This is a genomic window from Paenibacillus lentus (assembly GCF_003931855.1).
GTDB lineage: Bacteria > Bacillota > Bacilli > Paenibacillales > Paenibacillaceae > Fontibacillus > Fontibacillus lentus.
The window spans coordinates 1620868-1642786 of record NZ_CP034248.1 but is presented as its reverse complement, the minus strand read 5'-3'; the positions used below and the strand labels follow the sequence as shown (position 1 = coordinate 1642786).

26 protein-coding genes are annotated in these 21919 nt (G+C 46.9%); all 26 read right to left on the bottom strand.

What is annotated here, in order from left to right:
- Positions 1–3 precede the first annotated feature (3 nt).
- The 26 genes from rpsE to rpoB all read right to left on the bottom strand — a co-directional run bounded on the left by rpsE (position 4) and on the right by rpoB (position 21664).
- On the bottom strand, positions 4–501 hold the full coding sequence (rpsE, locus tag EIM92_RS07335) for a 30S ribosomal protein S5 (RefSeq protein ID WP_125082118.1): 498 nt from the start codon (positions 499–501) through the stop codon (positions 4–6).
- A gap of 27 nt (positions 502–528) precedes the next feature.
- A complete protein-coding gene (rplR, locus tag EIM92_RS07330; RefSeq protein ID WP_125082117.1) occupies positions 529–897 on the bottom strand; it encodes a 50S ribosomal protein L18 in 369 nt (122 codons plus the stop codon).
- A gap of 83 nt (positions 898–980) precedes the next feature.
- Positions 981–1523, bottom strand: coding sequence for a 50S ribosomal protein L6 (gene rplF, locus EIM92_RS07325; RefSeq protein ID WP_055105084.1), 543 nt, complete (start codon positions 1521–1523; stop codon positions 981–983).
- A gap of 30 nt (positions 1524–1553) precedes the next feature.
- Entirely contained in the window at positions 1554–1952 is a 399-nt protein-coding gene (gene rpsH / locus EIM92_RS07320; RefSeq protein WP_125082116.1) for a 30S ribosomal protein S8, read from the bottom strand.
- Positions 1953–1983: 31 nt separating this feature from the next.
- Positions 1984–2169, bottom strand: coding sequence for a type Z 30S ribosomal protein S14 (locus EIM92_RS07315; RefSeq protein ID WP_125082115.1), 186 nt, complete (start codon positions 2167–2169; stop codon positions 1984–1986).
- A gap of 49 nt (positions 2170–2218) precedes the next feature.
- Positions 2219–2761, bottom strand: a complete 543-nt coding sequence (gene rplE / locus EIM92_RS07310; RefSeq protein WP_019635780.1) for a 50S ribosomal protein L5 — start codon at positions 2759–2761, stop codon at positions 2219–2221.
- 33 nt (positions 2762–2794) lie between these two features.
- Entirely contained in the window at positions 2795–3148 is a 354-nt protein-coding gene (gene rplX, locus EIM92_RS07305; protein ID WP_211344435.1) for a 50S ribosomal protein L24, read from the bottom strand.
- A gap of 45 nt (positions 3149–3193) precedes the next feature.
- Positions 3194–3562 carry a 50S ribosomal protein L14 gene (gene rplN, locus EIM92_RS07300; protein ID WP_125082114.1) on the bottom strand — a complete coding sequence of 123 codons (369 nt, stop codon included), beginning with the start codon at positions 3560–3562 and terminating at the stop codon, positions 3194–3196.
- A 36-nt stretch (positions 3563–3598) separates the two neighbouring features.
- Positions 3599–3862, bottom strand: a complete 264-nt coding sequence (gene rpsQ / locus EIM92_RS07295) for a 30S ribosomal protein S17 (protein WP_125082113.1) — start codon at positions 3860–3862, stop codon at positions 3599–3601.
- 50 nt (positions 3863–3912) lie between these two features.
- Positions 3913–4113 carry a 50S ribosomal protein L29 gene (rpmC, locus tag EIM92_RS07290; RefSeq protein WP_019635776.1) on the bottom strand — a complete coding sequence of 67 codons (201 nt, stop codon included), beginning with the start codon at positions 4111–4113 and terminating at the stop codon, positions 3913–3915.
- A complete protein-coding gene (rplP, locus tag EIM92_RS07285; RefSeq protein WP_019635775.1) occupies positions 4103–4537 on the bottom strand; it encodes a 50S ribosomal protein L16 in 435 nt (144 codons plus the stop codon). The genes rpmC and rplP overlap by 11 nt, the downstream gene beginning before the upstream one ends.
- A 2-nt stretch (positions 4538–4539) precedes the next feature.
- Positions 4540–5208 (bottom strand): 30S ribosomal protein S3, encoded by a 669-nt coding sequence (gene rpsC / locus EIM92_RS07280; protein ID WP_125082112.1) that lies wholly within the window; start codon positions 5206–5208, stop codon positions 4540–4542.
- Positions 5209–5221: 13 nt separating this feature from the next.
- Positions 5222–5554, bottom strand: coding sequence for a 50S ribosomal protein L22 (rplV, locus tag EIM92_RS07275; protein ID WP_110931220.1), 333 nt, complete (start codon positions 5552–5554; stop codon positions 5222–5224).
- Between the two features lie 36 nt (positions 5555–5590).
- On the bottom strand, positions 5591–5869 hold the full coding sequence (gene rpsS / locus EIM92_RS07270) for a 30S ribosomal protein S19 (RefSeq protein WP_125082111.1): 279 nt from the start codon (positions 5867–5869) through the stop codon (positions 5591–5593).
- A 119-nt stretch (positions 5870–5988) separates the two neighbouring features.
- Positions 5989–6819, bottom strand: a complete 831-nt coding sequence (rplB, locus tag EIM92_RS07265; RefSeq protein ID WP_125082110.1) for a 50S ribosomal protein L2 — start codon at positions 6817–6819, stop codon at positions 5989–5991.
- A 29-nt stretch (positions 6820–6848) separates the two neighbouring features.
- Entirely contained in the window at positions 6849–7139 is a 291-nt protein-coding gene (rplW, locus tag EIM92_RS07260; protein WP_125082109.1) for a 50S ribosomal protein L23, read from the bottom strand.
- Positions 7139–7762 carry a 50S ribosomal protein L4 gene (gene rplD, locus EIM92_RS07255; RefSeq protein ID WP_055105073.1) on the bottom strand — a complete coding sequence of 208 codons (624 nt, stop codon included), beginning with the start codon at positions 7760–7762 and terminating at the stop codon, positions 7139–7141. The genes rplW and rplD overlap by 1 nt, the downstream gene beginning before the upstream one ends.
- 27 nt (positions 7763–7789) lie before the next feature.
- Positions 7790–8413: a 50S ribosomal protein L3 gene (gene rplC, locus EIM92_RS07250; protein WP_125082108.1), complete on the bottom strand. Its 624-nt coding sequence runs from the start codon at positions 8411–8413 to the stop codon at positions 7790–7792.
- 42 nt (positions 8414–8455) lie between these two features.
- The gene (rpsJ, locus tag EIM92_RS07245; protein ID WP_005544556.1) at positions 8456–8764 is read right to left on the bottom strand and encodes a 30S ribosomal protein S10; all 309 of its coding nucleotides are present in this window, start codon (positions 8762–8764) and stop codon (positions 8456–8458) included.
- 340 nt (positions 8765–9104) lie between these two features.
- On the bottom strand, positions 9105–10298 hold the full coding sequence (gene tuf / locus EIM92_RS07240; RefSeq protein ID WP_125082107.1) for an elongation factor Tu: 1194 nt from the start codon (positions 10296–10298) through the stop codon (positions 9105–9107).
- A 93-nt stretch (positions 10299–10391) separates the two neighbouring features.
- Positions 10392–12470, bottom strand: a complete 2079-nt coding sequence (gene fusA / locus EIM92_RS07235) for an elongation factor G (RefSeq protein ID WP_125082106.1) — start codon at positions 12468–12470, stop codon at positions 10392–10394.
- Positions 12471–12520: 50 nt separating this feature from the next.
- On the bottom strand, positions 12521–12991 hold the full coding sequence (gene rpsG / locus EIM92_RS07230) for a 30S ribosomal protein S7 (RefSeq protein WP_110931213.1): 471 nt from the start codon (positions 12989–12991) through the stop codon (positions 12521–12523).
- A gap of 57 nt (positions 12992–13048) precedes the next feature.
- On the bottom strand, positions 13049–13468 hold the full coding sequence (gene rpsL / locus EIM92_RS07225; protein WP_125082105.1) for a 30S ribosomal protein S12: 420 nt from the start codon (positions 13466–13468) through the stop codon (positions 13049–13051).
- 146 nt (positions 13469–13614) lie between these two features.
- Complete coding sequence (locus EIM92_RS07220) at positions 13615–13866, bottom strand: ribosomal L7Ae/L30e/S12e/Gadd45 family protein (RefSeq protein WP_125082104.1); 252 nt, start codon at positions 13864–13866, stop codon at positions 13615–13617.
- Positions 13867–14316: 450 nt separating this feature from the next.
- Entirely contained in the window at positions 14317–17934 is a 3618-nt protein-coding gene (gene rpoC, locus EIM92_RS07215) for a DNA-directed RNA polymerase subunit beta' (RefSeq protein ID WP_125082103.1), read from the bottom strand.
- Between the two features lie 184 nt (positions 17935–18118).
- Positions 18119–21664: a DNA-directed RNA polymerase subunit beta gene (rpoB, locus tag EIM92_RS07210; RefSeq protein ID WP_125082102.1), complete on the bottom strand. Its 3546-nt coding sequence runs from the start codon at positions 21662–21664 to the stop codon at positions 18119–18121.
- Positions 21665–21919: the final 255 nt, after the last annotated feature.

Below are 21919 nucleotides of genomic sequence, written 5' to 3'. Positions count from 1 at the left end.
TCCTTAACCGAGAAGTTCTTCGACGGATTTACCGCGTAATTTCGCAACATCTTCAGCGCGTTTCAGACGGGATAAGCCCTCCAAAGTCGCGTTAACCATGTTGATAGAATTCGAAGAACCTAAAGATTTTGTTAGAATGTCGCCAACGCCAGCAAGTTCTAGTACTGCACGAACTGGTCCGCCTGCGATAACCCCAGTACCTTCGGATGCCGGTTTCAGAAGCACGCGGCCAGCGCCGAAATGCCCGATTACTTGGTGAGGGATTGTAGTTCCCACGAGTGGAACGAATACAAGGTTTTTCTTGGCATCCTCAATTCCTTTGCGAATCGCATCAGGAACTTCGCCTGCCTTACCGATCCCAGCGCCAACCCAGCCTTTGCCGTCGCCGACAACTACTAGCGCACTGAAACTAAAACGGCGTCCGCCTTTTACTACTTTAGCTACGCGGTTAATATTTACAACTCTTTCAGTCAGTTCTAAAGTATTCGGATCTACACGCAAGTCGTTAACCTCCTTTTAGTGATTATTTTAGAATTCAAGGCCTGCTTCACGAGCCGCATCAGCCAGTGCCTGAACACGTCCATGATACAAGTATCCTCCACGGTCAAATACAACGTTCTTGAAGCCTTTATCTTGAGCACGTTTAGCGATCAGTTCGCCAACTTTGCGAGCAGCTTCTACGTTTCCGCCATTAGCGATACCTTCGCTCAATTCTTTATCAAGCGTTGATGCCGATGCGAGAGTTACCCCAGCCACATCGTCAATCAGCTGTGCATAAATATGTTTGGAAGAACGGAATACGTTCAATCTAGGACGAGTAGCCGTTCCTTGGATTTTTCTCCGTACGCGCAAATGTCTTTTCAGACGAGCTTTGTTCTTGTCAACTTTAGTAATCATGACTTCCATTTCACTCCCTTCGGTTTACGTAAACAACACATATCGTTCAACTCGCCAGAAGGATTGATCCGCTAAGAAGAAAGTTATTTCTTCTTACCGGCTTTACCTTCTTTACGAATAATACGTTCACCTTCGTACTTAATCCCTTTACCTTTGTATGGCTCAGGCTCGCGCACGGAACGGATTTTAGCAGCGTATTCACCAACACGCTCTTTGTTAATTCCGCTAACGACGATTTTCGTGTTAGAAGGCACTTCAAAAGTAATGCCTGGCTCTGGAGTGATCTCTACCGGATGGGAGTACCCTACGTTGAGTACGAGCTTCTCTCCGGATTTGCTTGCGCGGTATCCGACCCCAACCAGCTCAAGATTTCTGGTGAACCCTTCAGTTACTCCGCTCACCATGTTGCTCACTACACTGCGTGTTGTACCGTGTAGGGAACGATGCGTTTTATGATCAGAAGGACGTTCCACTGTGATCTCATTGTTCTCAACAGTGACTTTCATATCCTTGTGAAGTTCACGAGTCAAAGTACCTTTCGGTCCTTTTACCGTAATTACGTTATTATCGAGTGTGATATCCACACCACTTGGTACTGTAATTGGTTTGCGACCAATTCGAGACATTTGCTGCACCTCCTTGTTTTGTGACGTTAATTACCAAACGTAGCAGACAACTTCGCCGCCGGCTTTAGACTGACGTGCTTCTTTGTCGGTCATAACTCCTTTGGAAGTGGAAATAATCGCGATTCCCAAACCGCCCAGTACACGAGGAACTTCAGTGCTCTTCGTGTAAACGCGAAGACCTGGTTTACTGATTCTCTTCAAGCCAGTAATAACGCGTTCGTTGTTAGGGCCGTATTTCAAGAAAAGACGGATGATCCCTTGTTTGTTGTCATCGATATATTCTGCATCGCGGATGAAACCTTCACGTTTCAAAATCTCGGCGATTTGCTTTTTGATCGTTGAGGCAGGCAGTTCCACCGTTTCGTGACGAACTGTGTTCGCATTACGAATACGAGTAAGCATATCTGCAATTGGATCTGACATAGTCATACGTGTAAACCTCCTTCCCGTTGTTGATTGTTTACCAGCTTGCTTTTTTCACGCCAGGAATCTGGCCTTTATAAGCTAATTCACGGAAACAAATTCTGCATATTTTAAACTTTTGCAGTACCGAATGTGGACGACCGCAACGCTCACAGCGGGTATACGCCCGTACTTTAAATTTCGGTGCGCGTTGTTGTTTAACTCTCATCGAAGTTTTTGCCACTTAGCCTGACACCTCCTAAATAGTTTCGGAGAATTCATTACGACCTAACTTACTTTACAAAAGGCATTCCCAGTCCTGTGAGCAACTCACGAGACTCTTCATCCGTTTTAGCCGTTGTTACAATAACGATGTCCATACCGCGAACTTTATCCACTTGATCGTATTCGATCTCTGGGAAAATCAATTGTTCTTTAAGACCAAGCGTATAGTTACCACGTCCATCAAACGCTTTGTTGGACACGCCATGGAAGTCACGTACACGCGGAAGCGTTACGTTGAACAATTTGTCGAGGAAATGGTACATGCGCTCACCGCGAAGAGTTACCTTCACGCCGATCGGCATATTCTCACGAAGCTTAAATCCTGCGATGGATTTCTTAGCACGTGTGATAACCGGCTTTTGTCCGGCAATCAGTTGCAAATCATTAACTGCGGAATCAAGCACTTTCGAGTTAGCTACAGCTTCACCAACACCCATGTTGATTACAACTTTCTCGACTTTAGGTACTTGCATTACCGTTGTATAGTTGAATTTTTGAATCAAAGCAGGCGTTACTTCATTCAAAAAACGTTCTTTCAATCTTGCTGCCATGAATCATGGACCTCCTTTCTTTGCGTTACTGGATTAGTCGATTACTTCACCCGATTTTTTAGCAACACGAACTTTTTTGCCGTTATCCAATACTTTGTAACCGATACGGGTTACACTTCCGCTCTTAGGATCAACGTGCATAACGTTCGATACGTGAATCGGAGCTTCCTTCTCAATAATTCCGCCTTGCGGGTTCAGCTGATTAGGTTTTTGGTGTTTCTTAACCATATTCACGCCTTCCACAAGCACGCGGTTTTCGCGAGGATACGCAGCGATGACGCGGCCTTTTTTGCCTTTGTCTTTACCTGTGATCACGATAACCGTGTCGTCTTTTTTGACGTGCAGTTTATTGTTATGGGATTCCAGAATCTTTTTCAGTCTAGGCATTCTTTACACCTCCTGTTTCGTCGAACTTCCTGTTTCACATACGTACTAGATAACTTCCGGAGCCAAGGAAATGATTTTCATGAAATCTCTATCGCGAAGTTCACGAGCAACAGGTCCGAAAATACGTGTGCCGCGCGGGCTCTTGTCGTCTTTAACAACAACCGCTGCATTTTCGTCAAACGAAATATAAGAACCATCTTTACGACGAACAGAACGCTTCGTACGTACGATTACCGCTCTAACGATGTCACCCTTTTTGACAACGCCGCCTGGTGTTGCTTGTTTTACGGAACAAACGATCAGATCTCCGATATGTGCCGAACGACGACCAGTGCCGCCGAGAACACGGATACACATCAATTCCTTCGCACCAGAGTTGTCGGCTACTTGCAATCGTGAGAATGCTTGAATCATGGTTATTTCCTCCTTTCAGTTTAAGCTTCCATGCTGTTAAATAATAACTGCTTCTTCGATGATCTCTGCGAGTCTCCAACGCTTATCTTTAGACAGCGGACGAGTTTCGACGATTCTAACCGTATCACCAATTTTTGCAGTGTTGTTCTCATCATGTGCTTTGAATTTTTTCGTATATTTAATGCGTTTGTGGTACAAATCATGCTTCTTGTAAGTCTCAACAGCTACAACGATGGTTTTATCCATTTTGTCACTGACAACTTTACCAACTTGCACTTTACGGGCATTGCGTTCGCTCATGGTTAGCCTCCTTCCTGGACTTAGGCGCTTCGCTTATGTGGAGCGCAATATTAGCTAGTAATACCAAGTTCTCTTTCATGTAAAATGGTTTTAGCACGAGCTATATCTTTCCGCACATCACGGATCCGAGTCGGGTTATCAAGCTGGCCGGTGGCCAATTGAAAACGGAGGTTGAAAAGCTCTTCCTTAAAACCCGCGATTTTCTGTTCAATTTCAGCAGTGGTTAAGTTGCGAAGTTCATTAGCTTTCATTTGCTTCACCACCCAATTCTTCACGTTTCACAAACTTTGTTTTGATTGGCAGTTTGTGAGCGGCAAGCCGCATAGCTTCGCGAGCAATTTCCTCGGATACACCAGCAAGCTCAAACATGATTTTGCCTGGTTTCACAACTGCAACCCATTTCTCGACGTTACCTTTACCGCTACCCATCCGCACTTCTAGAGGCTTTTGAGTAATTGGCTTGTCAGGGAAAATTTTGATCCATACTTTACCGCCACGTTTGATGTAACGAGTCATCGCAATACGCGCAGCCTCAATTTGGCGGTTCGTAATCCATGTAGGCTCAAGAGCTTGCAGGCCGTATTCACCGAAATTCAGTTCAGTTCCGCCTTTAGCTTGACCTCTCAAACTACCGCGTTGTTGCTTGCGGTGTTTTACACGTTTAGGTACCAACATGATTAATTGCCTCCTTCCTGGGCAGCTTGTTGTTTCTTAGCCGTAGGAAGAACCTCTCCACGATAGATCCATACTTTTACGCCAAGGCGTCCATAGGTCGTATGAGCTTCAGCTGTACCGTAATCAATGTCAGCACGAAGCGTATGAAGTGGAACAGTTCCTTCACTGTAGCCTTCTGAACGAGCAATCTCAGCACCGCCTAGACGACCGCCGACTGCTGTTTTAATCCCCTTTGCACCTGCGCGCATTGTTCTTTGAATCGCTTGTTTAAGCGCACGACGGAAAGAAACACGACGCTCCAATTGTTGTGCAATGCTTTCAGCGACAAGAATCGCGTCAAGATCAGGGTTTTTGATTTCAGAGATATTGATGTGAACTTTTTTGCCGCCTGCGATTTTCGTAATTTGATTACGCAGGTTTTCAACTTCCGAACCACCTTTACCGATAACCATGCCCGGCTTAGCAGTATGGATCGTTACATTCACACGATTAGCCGCTCTCTCGATTTCGATCCGAGATACCGCGGAGTCTTTCAGTTTATTTTTCAGGTGCTCACGAATTTTCACGTCTTCAAGCAAAAGATCACCGAAATCTTTGCCTGCGTACCATTTGGATTCCCAATCACGGATAATCCCTACTCGTAGTCCGACCGGATTTACTTTTTGGCCCACGCGTTTTCCCTCCTTATTTTTCGGATACCACCAAAGTAATGTGGCTGGTGCGTTTGTTGATCCGACTTGCACGTCCCATTGCCCGTGGGCGGAAACGTTTCATTGTAGGACCTTGGTTTACGTACGCTTCCGTAACAACCAATTTATTAACATCCAGAGAATAGTTATGCTCAGCATTCGCAATTGCCGAATTCAGAAGCTTCTCCACGATTGGGGAAGCCGCCTTAGGCGTGTGGCGGAGAATTGCGATAGCATCGCCAACTTGCTTACCACGGATCAAATCGATAACCAATCTTGCTTTCCGCGGAGCAATACGGATGGACCTTGCATGTGCTTTAGCTTCCATAGTGTGTTACCTCCTCTCAAACGAAGAACTTATCCCTTAACGTCTCGTTTTCTTATCGTCGTCCGTATGACCTTTATAGGTACGGGTTGGAGCAAATTCGCCGAGTTTATGTCCGACCATATCCTCAGTAACATATACCGGAACATGCTTGCGACCATCATATACACCGAACGTATGCCCAATGAATTGCGGGAAAATTGTTGAGCGACGGGACCAAGTTTTGATAACAACCTTTTTGTTCGCTGCGCTCGCTTCTTCCACTTTCTTCAGCAGGTAACCATCTACAAATGGCCCCTTTTTCAGACTGCGACTCATGTATTTTTCCTCCCTTCGCCACTTTGAAAATGACTTCGTCTTTTCGGGCTTAAGCCGGCTTATGCCAGCTATTAATATCCTCTATAATCGTGACCAGGAAGTGATCCGCTAGCAGCGGATTACTTCGTGCGGCCGCGAACGATATATTTATCAGAAGCTTTGCCTTTTTTACGCGTTTTGTAACCAAGCGTCGGTTTGCCCCATGGAGAAAGCGGAGACTTGCGACCGATTGGTGCGCGACCTTCACCACCACCGTGTGGGTGATCGTTAGGGTTCATGACAAGACCGCGTACAGATGGACGCTTGCCGAGCCAACGACCGCGACCGGCTTTACCAATCTTGATCAATTCATGGTCTTGGTTACCTACAGAACCAATGGTTGCACGGCAAACTTTAAGAATTTTACGAACTTCGCCAGAAGACAAGCGAACAGATACGTATTTATCTTCTTTACCGAGCAATTGTCCTTCTGTACCAGCTGCACGAACAAGCTGTCCGCCTTTGCCTGGTTGAAGTTCAATATTGTGGATAACTGTACCTACAGGAATGTTCTCCAATGGAAGAGCATTTCCGATTTTGATGTCAGACTCAGGTCCTGACTCAATCATGTCGCCAACCTTCAGCCCTTTAGGAGCCAAAATGTAGCGCTTCTCGCCGTCAACATAATGAATCAGAGCGATGTTGGATGTCCGGTTCGGGTCATACTCAATTGTAGCAACGCGACCTGGAATTCCATCTTTGTTACGTTTGAAGTCGATGATACGATAGTTACGTTTATGTCCTCCACCGTGGTGGCGAACCGTAATTTTACCGTGGTTGTTACGTCCAGCCGTTTTGCTCAATGGAGCAAGCAACGATTTCTCCGGACGATCCGTAGTAATTTCTTCAAAAGTGGATACAGACATGTTCCGTCTAGCCGGAGATGTCGGTTTATACTTTTTAATTGGCACTGTTTTTCCCTCCTTGCTCTAACGTTCTATTATACCGATTCAAAAAACTCAAGCGGTTTGCTGTCAGCTGTCAGCGTAACGAATGCCTTTTTCCATTCAGGAGTATATCCGAAGTGGCGTCCGTAACGTTTTGGCTTGCCAGGAACACGCAGCGTATTCACATTGCTCACTTTTACATCAAAGATCGCTTCTACAGCTTGTTTGATTTCGGTTTTATTCGCACGAATGTCTACTTTGAAAACATATTTGTTCTCACCCATGTATTCAGCCGTACGTTCCGTAATCACCGGACGTTTAATTATATCACGAGGATCCTTCATTACGCGAGCACCTCCTCTACCTTCTGAACTGCTTCTTTCGTAATGATCAGTTTGTCGTGCGTCAACACGTCAAGAACATTAATGCCGTCAGCTGCAACAAACTTAACACCTGGGATATTGCGTGCGGACAACGCTACATTATCATCATAGCTCGGTGCTACGATCAATGCTTTGCGGTCTACTTTCAGATTGTTCAGAATGGCTGCAAACTCTTTCGTCTTAGGAGCGTTCAGGCTGAGCGCGTCCAATACGATAATGTCTTGATCGATCACTTTCGAAGAAAGAGCCGATTTAATCGCCAAACGGCGAACTTTCTTAGGCAATTTATACGCATAGCTGCGCGGCGTCGGTCCAAACACGATTCCACCGCCAACCCATTGTGGGGAGCGGATCGAACCATGACGAGCACGACCTGTGCCTTTTTGTTTCCATGGTTTACGGCCGCCTCCGCGTACTTCGGAGCGTCCTTTTACTTTATGAGTACCCAAACGCAGGGAAGCGCGCTGCATAACAACTGCGTCATGAAGAACGTGAACGTTCGGCTCAATACCGAATACCGCGTCATTCAGTTCGACTTCGCCCACTTGGCTACCACTGACATTATAAAGTGCTACTTTAGGCATTCTTTGTTCCTCCTTTCTTTAAAGCGATTATTTCTTCACCGCTTGTTTGATTTTTACTACGCTATTTTTAGGACCAGGAATGGATCCTTTAACCAGCAATACGTTACGCTCAGCATCCACGCGAACGACTTCAAGGTTTTGAATCGTCACTGTTTCGTTACCCATATGTCCTGGCAGCTTCTTGCCTTTAGGAACACGGTTGGCTTGGATGGAACCCATGGAACCTGGACCACGATGGTAACGGGAACCGTGAGACATCGGTCCGCGGCTTTGACCCCAACGTTTGATACTACCTTGGAATCCTTTACCTTTAGAAATACCTGTTACGTCAACAAATTCGCCTTCAGCAAAAATATCAACTTTGACCTCTTGGCCAACTTCATATGCTGCCAAATCAACACCGCGAATTTCACGAACGTAGCGCTTAGGTGCTGAATTCGCCTTTTTAGCGTGACCTAATTCAGGTTTGGTAGCTCTGCTTTCTTTCTTATCGGCATAACCGATTTGAATCGCTTCATATCCATCGTTCTCTGCATCTTTCTTCTGCAGGACGATGTTGGACTCAGCTTCGATTACCGTTACAGGAATAACAATTCCTTCCGGAGTAAACACTTGAGTCATTCCGAGTTTTTTCCCTAAGATACCTTTCATGTTGACACCTCTTTTCCTTTCCTAATCAACTTACGATTGATATTACAATTTAATTTCGATATCTACACCGGACGGCAGGTCCAAGCGCATCAAGGCATCCACAGTTTGTGGAGTCGGGTTAACAATGTCGATCAGACGTTTGTGCGTCCGCATTTCGAATTGCTCCCGGGAATCCTTGTACTTGTGTACCGCACGGAGAATAGTAATGATTTGTTTCTCAGTCGGAAGCGGAATCGGTCCGGATACACCAGCACCTGAACGTTTTGCCGTTTCAACGATTTTCTCTGCGGATTGATCAAGAATTCTGTGATCATAAGCTTTCAAACGAATACGAATTTTTTGCTTTGCCATTTTAGTCCCTCCTTCTATCGCCCAATTTTTTATCGGACATACTCCGTGAAAATTTTCTGAGCACCCTCCCATGGCAAAGGGGCCGGGTGTGTCAGTAACCTCTCACATCATCGCACAGTCACAGAACAACATTCACTATTATATAGAAAAGACAGATGTAATGCAAGCAAAATATTATACATTTTTATCGGAATTTTTATACCATATATATTGGAAGGAACCCGATGTTAATTTATAAAATTAAGCTATGAATCACTGTGAATCACCTGGTAATACACTAAAAAACTACCCTGAGTCATAAAGCCCAGGGCAGTTTTTGTTGTAAGGTTAGGTAACCTTATTATTTTTGGATGGATACAACCGCACCGGATCCTACAGTACGTCCACCTTCACGAATGGAGAAACGAGTTCCTTCTTCAATCGCGATTGGGGCGATCAGGGATACAGTAACTTCGATGTTGTCGCCAGGCATAACCATTTCGGAACCTTCTGGCAGGTTAATAACACCAGTTACGTCTGTAGTACGGAAATAGAATTGTGGACGGTAACCTGTGAAGAAAGGTTTATGACGTCCGCCCTCTTCTTTAGTCAATACGTATACTTGAGCAGTGAACTCTGTATGCGGATTAACGGAAGCTGGCTTTGCAAGAACTTGACCGCGCTCGATTTCGGAACGATCTACACCACGGAGCAATGCACCGATGTTGTCACCCGCTTCAGCGGAATCAAGCAATTTACGGAACATTTCAACGCCCGTAACAACGGATTTTTTAGTTTCTTCGGAAATACCAACGATTTCAACCTCGTCGCCGACTTTTACAGTACCACGCTCAACGCGGCCTGTAGCAACCGTACCACGACCAGTGATGGAGAATACGTCCTCAACTGGCATCAAGAATGGTTTGTCAACCGGACGCTCTGGAAGCGGAATGTACTCGTCGATGATTTCGAACATTTCAATGATTTTCTTAGCGTAGTCGCCATCTGGATTTTGAAGAGCTTCACGAGCGGATCCACGGATAACTGGAGTGTCATCACCTGGGAACTCATATTCGTTAAGCAGGTCGCGAACTTCCATTTCAACAAGCTCAAGAAGTTCTTCGTCTTCAACCATGTCGCATTTGTTCAAGAATACAACGATGTAAGGAACGCCTACGTTACGGGACAACAGGATGTGCTCGCGAGTTTGCGGCATTGGGCCGTCAGCTGCGGATACAACCAGGATTGCACCGTCCATTTGAGCCGCGCCAGTGATCATGTTTTTAACATAGTCGGCGTGACCTGGGCAGTCAACGTGAGCGTAGTGGCGGTTAGCCGACTCATACTCAACGTGGGAAGTAGAGATAGTGATACCGCGCTCGCGCTCTTCTGGAGCTTTGTCGATTTGGTCGTATGCGATCGCGTTACCTCCACCGTAAGTTTTAGTCAAAACGGTAGTGATTGCAGCAGTCAACGTAGTTTTACCATGGTCAACGTGACCGATTGTACCGATATTAACGTGCGGTTTTGTACGTTCAAATTTAGCCTTTGCCATTTTAAACAGTTCCTCCTTAAATATGGATTGTTATGTTGGACTGATCGGAGAGGCTTCCATGAAGGAAATCCCTCCGATCAGCAGATACAAAAATTATTCTTCGCCTTTATGTTTCGACACGATTTCTTCAGAAATGTTTCTAGGAACTTCTTCATAGTGGGAAAGCTCCATAGAGAACACACCGCGTCCTTGTGTACCGGAACGAAGCGTTGTTGAATATCCGAACATTTCGGAAAGAGGTACTTTAGCGCGAATGATTTGCGCACTTCCACGGGCATCCATACCTTCGATGCGTCCACGACGGGAGTTCAGCATACCCATAACGTCACCCATGTACTCTTCCGGAACCGTAACTTCAACTTTCATGATTGGCTCAAGAAGAACAGCTTGACATTTGTCTTTTGCTGCTTTTAAAGCCATGGAACCAGCGATTTTAAACGCCATCTCACTGGAGTCAACATCATGGTATGAACCGTCTACGATTGTGGCTTTAACGTCTACAAGCGGGAAGCCTGCAAGAACACCATTCTTCATAGCTTCTTCAATACCTTGTTGAGCTGGAGCGATATATTCCCTCGGTACAGCACCACCGACGATTTTGCTGTCGAATTGGTTACCTGAACCTGCTTCCAGCGGTTCGAATTCAACCCATACGTGACCGTATTGTCCACGACCACCGGATTGACGTACGAATTTACCTTCAACACGTGCAGGAGCCTTGAATGTCTCGCGGTATGCAACCTGTGGTTTACCCACATTAGTGTCAACCTTGAATTCACGACGCATACGCTCGATGATGATATCGAGGTGAAGCTCACCCATACCAGCAAGGATGGTTTGACCAGTCTCTTCGTCTGTGTGAGCACGAAGTGTAGGGTCTTCCTCAGTCAATTTGCTGAGAGCAACACCCATCTTGTCTTGGTCCGCTTTAGTTTTAGGTTCAACTGCGATTTCGATAACCGGATCAGGGAAGTTCATGGACTCCAAGATTACCGGATTCTTCTCATCACACAGTGTATCACCTGTTCCCGTATCTTTCAAACCAACCGCCGAAGCGATATCACCTGCGTAAACTTCAGTGATCTCTTGACGGCTGTTTGCGTGCATTTGCAGGATACGACCGATCCGCTCACGTTTGCCTTTCGTTGCATTCAGCACGTACGAACCGGATTGAAGAACACCGGAGTATACGCGGAAGAACGTAAGCTTACCAACATAAGGGTCAGTCATAATTTTAAATGCCAATGCTGAGAACGGCTCTTCGTCAGAAGAGTGACGCTCAACCACCGTACCATCTTCAAGATGACCTTGAATGCTCGGTACATCAATCGGAGAAGGCAGGTAATCTACAACAGCATCCAGCATCAGCTGAACCCCTTTGTTACGGTAGGAAGATCCGCAAATAACCGGGAAGATTTTAACTTCAACAACACCCTTGCGAAGTGCTGCTTTGATTTCCTCAACAGTGATTTCCTCGCCCTCGAGGTATTTCATTGTCAAGTCCTCGTCCAGTTCCGCTACCTTCTCAACCAGTTCATTGCGAAGCTCTTCTACTTGAGCTTTATAATCCTCAGGAATATCGGTCTCTTCGATGTTTTGGCCCATGTTGTCTTTGTAGATATATGCTCTCTCAGCAACAATGTCGATAATACCGACAAAATTATCCTCCGCACCGATTGGCAGTTGGATTGCAACTGCATTCGCTTGGAGACGCTCGCGCATATCGTTTACAACGCTGAGGTAATCAGCACCGATGATGTCCATTTTATTGACATAAGCAATACGAGGAACGCTATATTTGTCAGCCTGTCTCCAAACGGTTTCCGACTGAGGCTCAACGCCTTCCTTGGCACTAAACACACCTACTGCCCCGTCCAATACACGAAGGGAACGTTCAACTTCAACAGTGAAGTCGACGTGTCCCGGGGTATCAATGATATTAACGCGGTGATTTTTCCAAGAAGCGGTTGTAGCTGCAGAAGTAATGGTAATACCACGTTCCTGCTCTTGATCCATCCAGTCCATAGTAGCCGAACCCTCATGGGTTTCGCCAATTTTATGCGTACGGCCTGTATAGAACAAAATACGCTCCGTTGTCGTTGTCTTACCAGCGTCAATATGCGCCATGATCCCGATGTTACGTGTATTCTTCAAGGAGAACTCTCTTGCCATGAAATTTTCTCCCTTCGAATTATAGATTATAATTTTGGCTGAACCGAATCCTACCAGCGGTAGTGTGCGAACGCTTTGTTCGCTTCGGCCATTTTGTGCGTGTCTTCACGTTTCTTAACGGAAGCACCTGTGTTGTTGGATGCATCGATAATCTCTGCAGCCAAACGCTCTTCCATCGTCTTCTCTCCGCGGTTGCGGGAGTAGTTCACGAGCCAACGTAGTCCCAGAGCAGTACGTCTCTCTGGTTTTACTTCGATAGGCACTTGGTAGTTGGATCCGCCGACACGACGAGCTTTTACTTCCAATACCGGCATGATGTTCTTGATTGCTGCTTCAAAAACTTCCATTGGGTCGTTCCCTGTACGCTCTTGAATGATGTTAAAAGCGTTATAAAGGATGCTTTGAGCAACACCGCGTTTACCGTCGAGCATAATGCGGTTGATCAAGCGAGTAACAAGTTTGCTGTTATACACCGGATCCGGCAATACGTCTCTTTTGGCAACTGGACCTTTGCGTGGCATAGTTATCCCCCTTTCAGTGTTAGTTCAAACATAAATGTAGCTTAAATGGCTAGCTAATTATTTCTTATCTTTCGGACGTTTCGCACCGTATTTGGAACGAGCTTGCATACGATTGTTTACTCCAGCTGTATCCAACGCTCCGCGAACGATATGATAACGTACCCCCGGAAGGTCTTTGACCCGGCCACCGCGAATTAGCACGACACTGTGCTCTTGCAGGTTGTGCCCAATTCCTGGGATATAAGCTGTCACCTCAACACGGTTCGTCAAACGAACACGCGCGTATTTACGAAGTGCGGAGTTCGGTTTTTTAGGAGTCATAGTTCCTACCCGAGTGCACACCCCACGTTTTTGAGGTGATTTCAATTCAGTAGCTTCGCGTTTGAGTGCGTTAAACCCTCTATGCAATGCTGGTGATTTGGATTTGTAAACTTTGTCTTGACGACCTTTACGTACCAATTGGTTAATTGTTGGCATGTTGTTGCCACCCCCTTCCTCAGTATTTAGATGTTTCTTTACAAACCTCTTGTTAAGCCCACAGAGCCAGGCGGTTCATAAAAGAACAAAGGAAAAGTTTTTGCCGAAAGGTTTGCCCTAAATCAGCAAAAACGGTTTTCTTCAAACTATCTCTTTACAATCGCAGCCATCGCTGCTCCCACCTCAATCCCGCAAGCCTTGCCGAGATCGTGCATGGTATCCACATAAGTCAGTTTGACTCCATGTTGATTACACAGAGCGATAATCTTCGATGTAAGGCGCGGATCTGCATCTTCAGCCACATAAACTTCTTCGGCACGACCGAGCTCTACCATTCGCATCGTTTGCTTCGTACCGATTTTGACATGAGCGTCCTGTAGCCCTCTATCGTTAGACATCATAAAGTCCTCCAATTAACAGGGATTCACCGTACTCACGCACTTTGATATAGTAGCATTTTGTAATAGGCGATGTCAAGCAATTTATTGAATTATGCATAACAGTCCCAAAAACATGTATTAGATCGGCTGGTTCCTATACCGCTAAGTCAATTTTCACTAAGCTAGCGCGAATACTTTTTAAATAAAAATCGTTCTCTCGTCTGCATATCCGTCCCTGCTCATGCCTTCATTTCCCTGAAAAGACAGCTTCAGTTGCCATATCCCAGACGATCCGATTAAATTCCAAACCACCCAACAGCTCTGCCTATACTTTGATCGACATAGCTGGACTTGTATCCTCGGCAATGGGCGACCTAAGCTCAAATCAGGATGGGCAATAAGAAAACACCAGCGCAGATTCCCGTCAGGTAAATTACCATCTGGGCTGCGCCGGTGTTCTAGTAAGCTCTATTCAACCGATACCGGCTGCTCAAGACTTTCCTCGGTAGTTTCAGCATTCTCCGGTTCTTCAAACTGTACGCTGCGATAACGGTTCATCCCCGTACCAGCTGGAATCAGTTTACCGATAATAACGTTCTCTTTCAGGCCAAGCAGTTTATCCACTTTACCCTTGATAGCCGCATCGGTAAGTACCCGGGTCGTTTCCTGGAAGGAAGCCGCCGACAGGAAGGAATCTGTCTCCAGCGATGCTTTCGTAATCCCGAGAAGGACAGGTTTAGCAACTGCTGGCTCTTTGCCGGACAGAATTGCTTCTTTATTTGCCATCTCATATTCATAGAGATCAACGAAGGACCCCGGTAGAAGAGGCGTATCCCCTGCATCCACAATTCGGATCTTACGAAGCATTTGTTTGATCATAACCTCAATGTGTTTATCGTTAATTTCAACGCCTTGGTTACGGTATACACGCTGAACTTCCTGAAGGATATAGTTCTGTACACCGCGGATCCCTTTGATACGCAGAATTTCTTTCGGGTCAATCGAACCATCTGTCAGTTCGTCGCCCGCTTCAATCTCCTGACCTTCGCTAACGCGCAAGCGGGAACCATAAGTAACGGAATATACTTTCGTCTCCGCTTCACCTTGTACCTCGATTTCACGACGGTCTTTGGCTTCGCGAATTTCCTTGATTACGCCGTCGATTTCACTGATCGTGGCTTGACCTTTCGGATTACGGGCCTCGAACAGCTCCTGAATACGCGGCAAACCTTGGGTAATATCGTCTCCGGCAACGCCCCCGGTATGGAACGTACGCATCGTGAGCTGAGTTCCTGGCTCACCGATGGATTGCGCTGCGATGATACCAACTGCTTCACCAATTTCCACATGCTTACCTGTAGCCAGGTTGCGGCCGTAACATTTCTTACATACGCCATGGCGTGCGCGACAGCTCAGCACAGAACGGATTTGCAGTTTAGTAACGCCAGCGCCTACCACTTCATGCGCCTTGTCAGAATCAATTAATTCATTGCGGTGAACGATAATTTCACCCGTTTGAGGATGCTTGATCGTTTCAAAGGAATAACGCCCTTCAATTCGGTCGTACAGATCCTCGATAACCTCTTTACCGTCCTGAATAACGCCAACGGTAAAGCCTTTATCCGTACCGCAATCTTCCTCGCGGACGATAACGTCCTGAGCAACGTCGACGAGACGACGTGTCAAGTAACCGGAGTCAGCGGTACGAAGTGCAGTATCCGCCAGACCTTTCCGCGCACCATGCGTCGAGAGGAAGTACTCGAGAACCGTCAGACCTTCACGGAAGTTCGACTTGATCGGAAGCTCGATGATTCTGCCGGATGGGTTAGCCATCAGTCCCCGCATACCGCCAAGCTGTGTAATCTGAGATTTATTCCCCCGCGCCTTGGAATCGACCATGAGCATGATAGAGTTAAAACGATCCATCGATTTCATGAGTACATCGGTAATTTGATCCTTCGATTTGGACCAGATGTCGATGACACGGTCATAACGCTCTTCGTTCGTAATCAAGCCACGGCGGTACTGATTCGTAACGACGCGGACCTTCTCTTCCGACTCACGCAGAATTTCTTGCTTTGCATCCGGAACAACAACGTCGGACACAGCAATACTAACCCCAGCGCGAGTAGAGTATGTGAAGCCGGTTTGTTTGATTTTATCGAGAATAACCGACGTTTCCGTCGTATGGTAAATTTCAAAGCAACGGCCGATAATTTCTCCGAGGTGTTCTTTACCAATTCCTCCGGTTTGCGGCACGGCCAGAATCCGTTCAACAATGTTAGCGCCTTTGTCATAAATAAAGTAATGATCCGGCGTTCCTTGGAACAGATTGGTGCGCGAAGGCTCGTTAATATACGGGAAGCTGGCTGGAAAAATTTCATTGAAAATAATCCGGCCAATCGTCGTCACAAGCAGCGCATTTTGCTGAGCTTCGGTAAAGCTTGTTTTGCCAAGCGCTTTAGCCGGGATAGCCACACGTGCATGTAGCGATACCGTTCCCCGTTGGTAAGCGGAGATAGCTTCATGCGCCGAACCGAGGATCATCCCCGTTCCCTTCGCTTCCTTGTCGTCCATCGTCAGATAGAAGGAGCCGAGAACCATATCCTGAGAAGGAGTAACGACCGGCTTACCGTCTTTCGGGTTCAGAATGTTGCCGGAGGCAAGCATCAGAATCCGCGCTTCTGCTTGAGCTTCAGCACTAAGCGGCACGTGAACCGCCATCTGGTCACCGTCAAAGTCCGCATTATAAGCGGTACATACGAGCGGATGCAGACGAATCGCACGACCTTCGACAAGGATCGGCTCGAATGCCTGAATCCCCAAACGGTGAAGCGTAGGCGCACGGTTAAGCAATACCGGATGCTCTTTAATTACTTCTTCAAGCACGTCCCATACTTCAGGACTGACGCGTTCAACTTTGCGTTTTGCACTCTTAATGTTATGAGCCAGACCTTTGTTGACCAGTTCCTTCATAACAAATGGCTTAAACAGTTCAAGCGCCATTTCTTTAGGCAAACCGCATTGATACATTTTCAAGTAAGGCCCTACGACGATAACGGAACGACCGGAATAGTCAACCCGTTTACCGAGCAAGTTCTGACGGAAGCGTCCTTGCTTCCCTTTCAGCATGTGGCTAAGGGATTTGAGCGGACGGTTACCTGGGCCTGTTACCGGACGTCCGCGACGACCGTTATCGATCAAGGCGTCAACCGCTTCCTGCAGCATGCGCTTCTCGTTTTGCACGATAATATCCGGTGCACCGAGATCAAGTAGCCGTTTGAGACGGTTGTTACGGTTAATGACACGACGATACAGGTCATTCAGGTCAGATGTCGCAAAACGACCACCATCCAGCTGTACCATCGGACGAAGTTCTGGCGGAATGACCGGAAGCACATCGAGAATCATCCACTCCGGTTCATTGCCGGAATTACGGAAAGCTTCGATGACTTCCAGGCGTTTGATCGCACGATTACGGCGTTGGCCTTGAGCCGTGCGCAGCTCTTCTTTCAAAAACTCAAGCTCTTTGTCGATATCGAGATCCTGAAGCAATTTTTTAACCGCCTCAGCACCCATGCCAGCTTGGAAGCCGTAGCCGTATTTCTCGCGATAGCTGCGGTATTCCTTCTCGGACAGGAGCTGCTTTTTCTCCAGCGGAGTTTCGCCTGGATCGGTAACGACATAAGATGCAAAGTAAATAATCTCTTCCAATGAACGTGGAGACATATCAAGTGCCAGACCCATACGGCTTGGGATCCCTTTAAAATACCAGATATGGGATACCGGAGCGGCCAACTCAATGTGACCCATGCGCTCACGGCGAACTTTGGCTCTTGTCACTTCAACGCCGCAACGATCACAGACGACGCCTTTATAACGGACACGCTTATACTTACCGCAATGACATTCCCAGTCTTTGGTTGGGCCGAAAATTTTCTCACAGAACAGCCCTTCCTTTTCCGGCTTCAACGTACGGTAGTTGATCGTTTCCGGTTTCTTCACTTCTCCGCGGGACCAAGAACGAATTTTATCTGGGGAAGCAAGCCCAATTTTCATAAACTCGAAGTTGTTGACGTCCAACAAGGAGCATCCCTCCTTAACCAAGTCCTGATTTTAGCATTCTACACAGATCAAAATACACTGAATATGTCCGTCTATTCGATCTATCTGTCTAGGGAAATATCGGCCTCCCAAAGGTAGGCCGATAATCCAGGCAGGCAGCTTCCGCTGCGGTTATCATTATCACGAGGCAGCAATGCGCCAGGTGTTATTCTACGCCGACTTCCGCGCCCTCCAGGTTCAGGCTCAGTTTATCTCCAGCCGCGTCATCTTCATCGTCGATTTCCTTCATCTCGATCTCTTCTTCGTTCTCGGTCAGAATTTTCACGTCCATCCCCAAGCTTTGAAGCTCTTTGATCAAGACCTTAAACGATTCAGGCACGCCAGGTTCCGGTACGTTCTCGCCCTTAACGATCGATTCATAGGTTTTCACCCGACCGACAACGTCATCGGATTTAACGGTAAGGATTTCCTGGAGCGTATAAGCTGCGCCGTAGGCCTCAAGCGCCCACACTTCCATCTCCCCAAAGCGTTGTCCACCGAACTGGGCTTTACCGCCGAGAGGCTGCTGTGTAACCAGTGAGTAAGGACCCGTGGAGCGAGCATGGATTTTATCATCAACCATATGCGCCAGCTTGATCATATGCATGACGCCAACAGTAACTTCACGTTCAAATCTTTCACCAGTCCGGCCATCATAGAGAACCGTTTTACCATTCCGCTGCATGCCAGCCTCTTCCATCGTATCGAATACATCATATTCATTTGCACCGTCAAATACCGGTGTAGCAACGTGAATTCCAAGATGAAGAGCTGCCATACCAAGGTGGATCTCCAACACCTGACCGATGTTCATCCGCGAAGGAACCCCGAGCGGGTTCAATACAACTTGAACCGGTGTACCATCCGGCATGAACGGCATATCCTCCTCCGGCAGAATCCGGGCTACGACACCTTTGTTACCGTGACGTCCAGCCATTTTATCACCTTCGGAGATCTTACGTTTCTGTGCAATGTAGACGCGGACGAGCTGATTCACGCCAGGCGGCAATTCGTCACCATTCTCTCGCGTAAACACCTTCACGTCAACAACGATACCGTCTGTTCCGTGAGGAACACGCAAGGAGGTGTCGCGAACTTCGCGCGCCTTCTCACCGAAGATCGCATGCAACAAACGTTCTTCCGCCGTTAGCTCCGTAACACCTTTCGGCGTCACTTTACCAACAAGGATATCACCTGCGCTAATCTCTGCACCAACACGAATGATTCCGCGTTCATCCAGATTGCGCAGCGCTTCTTCCCCTACGTTCGGAATGTCACGAGTGATTTCTTCCGGCCCAAGCTTCGTATCGCGTGCTTCAGACTCATATTCTTCAATGTGAATGGAAGTATAGACATCTTCCTTCACCAGTTTCTCGCTAAGTAGGATCGCATCCTCATAGTTGTAGCCTTCCCAAGTCATAAAGGCAACAACGACGTTGCGACCAAGCGCCAATTCACCCATTTCCGTGGACGGACCGTCAGCCAGGATGTCGCCCTTCTTGATGACATCCCCGCGTTTAACGATCGGACGCTGGTTAATGCAAGTTCCTTGGTTCGAACGCATAAATTTGTGTAATTTATATTTAACAAGGTCACCGCGTACTTCCTTGCCATCCACAACCTCGACGCGACGCAGCCAAATTTCGTTAGCTGCGGAACGCTCGATAATTCCATCGTATTTGGACACAATACACACACCGGAATCTTTAGCGGCTTTATGCTCCATACCCGTACCAACAAGAGGTGCTTTAGGAATCAGAAGCGGCACGGCTTGCCGTTGCATGTTCGAGCCCATCAATGCACGGTTGGAGTCATCGTTCTCCAGGAACGGAATCAATGCCGTAGCTACGGACACAACCTGTTTAGGCGATACGTCCATGTAGTCAACACGGTCGCTCGGCATCGTCAAGATGTTATCCGACTGCTTGTTATAACGGACAATGACATTCTCGTCCCGGAACGTATTATCCTCGTTCAGAACCGCATTCGCTTGTGCAATGATATAATTGTCTTCCTCATCTGCCGTCAAATAAGCAATTTGATCGGTCACTTTACCCGTCTTCGGATCCACCCAACGATACGGAGCCTCAATGAAGCCGTACTCGTTAATACGGGCAAACGTTGACAGGGAGTTAATGAGACCGATATTCGGTCCTTCCGGCGTCTCAATCGGACACATCCGGCCGTAGTGACTGTGGTGAACGTCACGCACCTCAAAGCCCGCGCGCTCACGCGTCAAACCGCCAGGCCCAAGAGCAGACAGACGACGCTTATGCGTAAGCTCTGCGAGCGGATTTGTCTGGTCCATAAACTGGGATAACTGAGAGCTTCCGAAGAACTCCTTAATCGAAGCGATAACCGGGCGAATATTAATAAGCGCCTGCGGTGTGATGACATTCGCATCCTGTATCGACATTCTCTCACGAACAACGCGTTCCATCCGGGACAAACCGATACGGAATTGGTTTTGCAGAAGCTCGCCAACAGAACGTAAACGACGGTTTCCGAGATGGTCGATATCATCCGTGCTGCCGATACCATGTAACAGGTTCAGGAAGTAGCTGATCGACGAAATGATGTCGGCTGGCGTAATATGCTTGACCGATTTGTCGATATTACGGTTCGCGATTACTTTAACAACCTTGCCATCCTCAATCGGAGAGAAAATATCAACCGTTTGAAGAGGCACATCATTCGCATCAAGAACACCATTAGCTACATGATAGTTCTTGAAACCAACGCCTTCTTCCAGGTAAGGAAGGATCTCGTCCAACAAACGACGGTCAACCATCTGACCTGCTTCAGCGATGATTTCGCCTGTATTCGTATCAATCAAGCTCTCAGCGAGACGTTGATTGAAGAGACGGTTCTTGATATGGAGCTTCTTATTGATTTTGTAACGACCAACATTGGCCAGGTCATAGCGTTTCGGATCAAAGAAACGAGCCACCAGCAAGCTCTTTGCATTATCAAGCGTCGGTGGTTCGCCCGGACGAAGACGTTCATAGATCTCAATCAACGCCTTTTCCGTGGAGTCCGTGTTGTCTTTGTCCAGCGTATTGCGAATATATTCGTCATTACCCAGCAAATCCAAAATCTCAGCATCTGTCCCGAAGCCAAGTGCGCGAAGCAACACAGTTACTGGAATTTTACGAGTACGGTCGATCCGAACATAGATAATGTCCTTCGCATCCATCTCGAGTTCCAGCCATGCACCACGATTCGGAATTACTGTAGCGGTATACGTTTTCTTCCCGTTCTTATCAATTTTCGTACTGAAATAGACGCTAGGAGAGCGCACCAACTGGCTGACAATAACCCGTTCTGCACCGTTAATGATAAAGGTGCCGGTTTCCGTCATCAGCGGGAAATCTCCCATAAACACTTCCTGCTCTTTGACTTCGCCGGTTTCTTTGTTAATTAGCCGGACTTTAACCCGAAGCGGAGCCGCATACGTTACGTCCCGTTCCTTCGCATCGTCAACCGTATACTTTGGTTCACCAAGGCTATAATCGATAAATTCCAACACTAAGTTTCCAGTAAAATCCTGAATCGGTGAAATGTCCTGGAACATTTCCCGGAGACCCTCCTCCAGGAACCAATCGTAGGATTTCTGTTGGATTTCGATCAGGTTCGGAACTTCGAGTACCTCGTTAATTCGTGCATAACTTCGCCGAGTGCGTCGACCATATTGAACAAGATGTCCTGCCAACTTATACTCACCCCTCATGTCTACTCACTTTAAAAAAATACATTGCGAACCCGTGTTTGCGCCTATATAATAGGTTCAAGACGGATTGCAGCTGTTGCACAAATAAAGAAAAGCCCTTATCGAATGCTTTCGAAAAAAGAGCACCATTATCCGTGTCATTTCTGCCTAAACATCCCCATATTCAGTAGATTTGCCTAAAACGTATATATTATACGTTAAACAAGGTTATTTTATTCATTGTGTCGTAAAACTCCT

Excerpts from the sequence above, each read along its gene's own strand:
- rplE (WP_019635780.1), bottom strand. The coding sequence starts at position 2,761 with ATGGCAGCAAGATTGAAAGAACGTTTTTTGAATGAAGTAACGCCTGCT.
- fusA (WP_125082106.1), bottom strand. The coding sequence starts at position 12,470 with ATGGCAAGAGAGTTCTCCTTGAAGAATACACGTAACATCGGGATCATG.
- rpsH (WP_125082116.1), bottom strand. The coding sequence starts at position 1,952 with ATGACTATGTCAGATCCAATTGCAGATATGCTTACTCGTATTCGTAAT.
- rplF (WP_055105084.1), bottom strand. The coding sequence starts at position 1,523 with ATGTCTCGAATTGGTCGCAAACCAATTACAGTACCAAGTGGTGTGGAT.
- EIM92_RS07220 (WP_125082104.1), bottom strand. The coding sequence starts at position 13,866 with ATGTCTAACGATAGAGGGCTACAGGACGCTCATGTCAAAATCGGTACG.
- rplN (WP_125082114.1), bottom strand. The coding sequence starts at position 3,562 with ATGATTCAAGCATTCTCACGATTGCAAGTAGCCGACAACTCTGGTGCG.
- rpsJ (WP_005544556.1), bottom strand. The coding sequence starts at position 8,764 with ATGGCAAAGCAAAAAATTCGTATTCGTTTGAAAGCTTATGATCACAGA.
- rpsL (WP_125082105.1), bottom strand. The coding sequence starts at position 13,468 with ATGCCAACAATTAACCAATTGGTACGTAAAGGTCGTCAAGACAAAGTT.
- rplV (WP_110931220.1), bottom strand. The coding sequence starts at position 5,554 with ATGGAAGCTAAAGCACATGCAAGGTCCATCCGTATTGCTCCGCGGAAA.
- rplC (WP_125082108.1), bottom strand. The coding sequence starts at position 8,413 with ATGAAAGGTATCTTAGGGAAAAAACTCGGAATGACTCAAGTGTTTACT.
- rplX (WP_211344435.1), bottom strand. The coding sequence starts at position 3,148 with ATGCCTAGACTGAAAAAGATTCTGGAATCCCATAACAATAAACTGCAC.
- rpsQ (WP_125082113.1), bottom strand. The coding sequence starts at position 3,862 with ATGAGCGAACGCAATGCCCGTAAAGTGCAAGTTGGTAAAGTTGTCAGT.
- rplR (WP_125082117.1), bottom strand. The coding sequence starts at position 897 with ATGATTACTAAAGTTGACAAGAACAAAGCTCGTCTGAAAAGACATTTG.
- rplW (WP_125082109.1), bottom strand. The coding sequence starts at position 7,139 with ATGAAGGATCCTCGTGATATAATTAAACGTCCGGTGATTACGGAACGT.
- rpsG (WP_110931213.1), bottom strand. The coding sequence starts at position 12,991 with ATGCCACGCAAAGGTCCAGTTGCCAAAAGAGACGTATTGCCGGATCCG.
- tuf (WP_125082107.1), bottom strand. The coding sequence starts at position 10,298 with ATGGCAAAGGCTAAATTTGAACGTACAAAACCGCACGTTAATATCGGT.
- rpsS (WP_125082111.1), bottom strand. The coding sequence starts at position 5,869 with ATGAGTCGCAGTCTGAAAAAGGGGCCATTTGTAGATGGTTACCTGCTG.
- rplD (WP_055105073.1), bottom strand. The coding sequence starts at position 7,762 with ATGCCTAAAGTAGCACTTTATAATGTCAGTGGTAGCCAAGTGGGCGAA.
- rplP (WP_019635775.1), bottom strand. The coding sequence starts at position 4,537 with ATGTTGGTACCTAAACGTGTAAAACACCGCAAGCAACAACGCGGTAGT.
- rpmC (WP_019635776.1), bottom strand. The coding sequence starts at position 4,113 with ATGAAAGCTAATGAACTTCGCAACTTAACCACTGCTGAAATTGAACAG.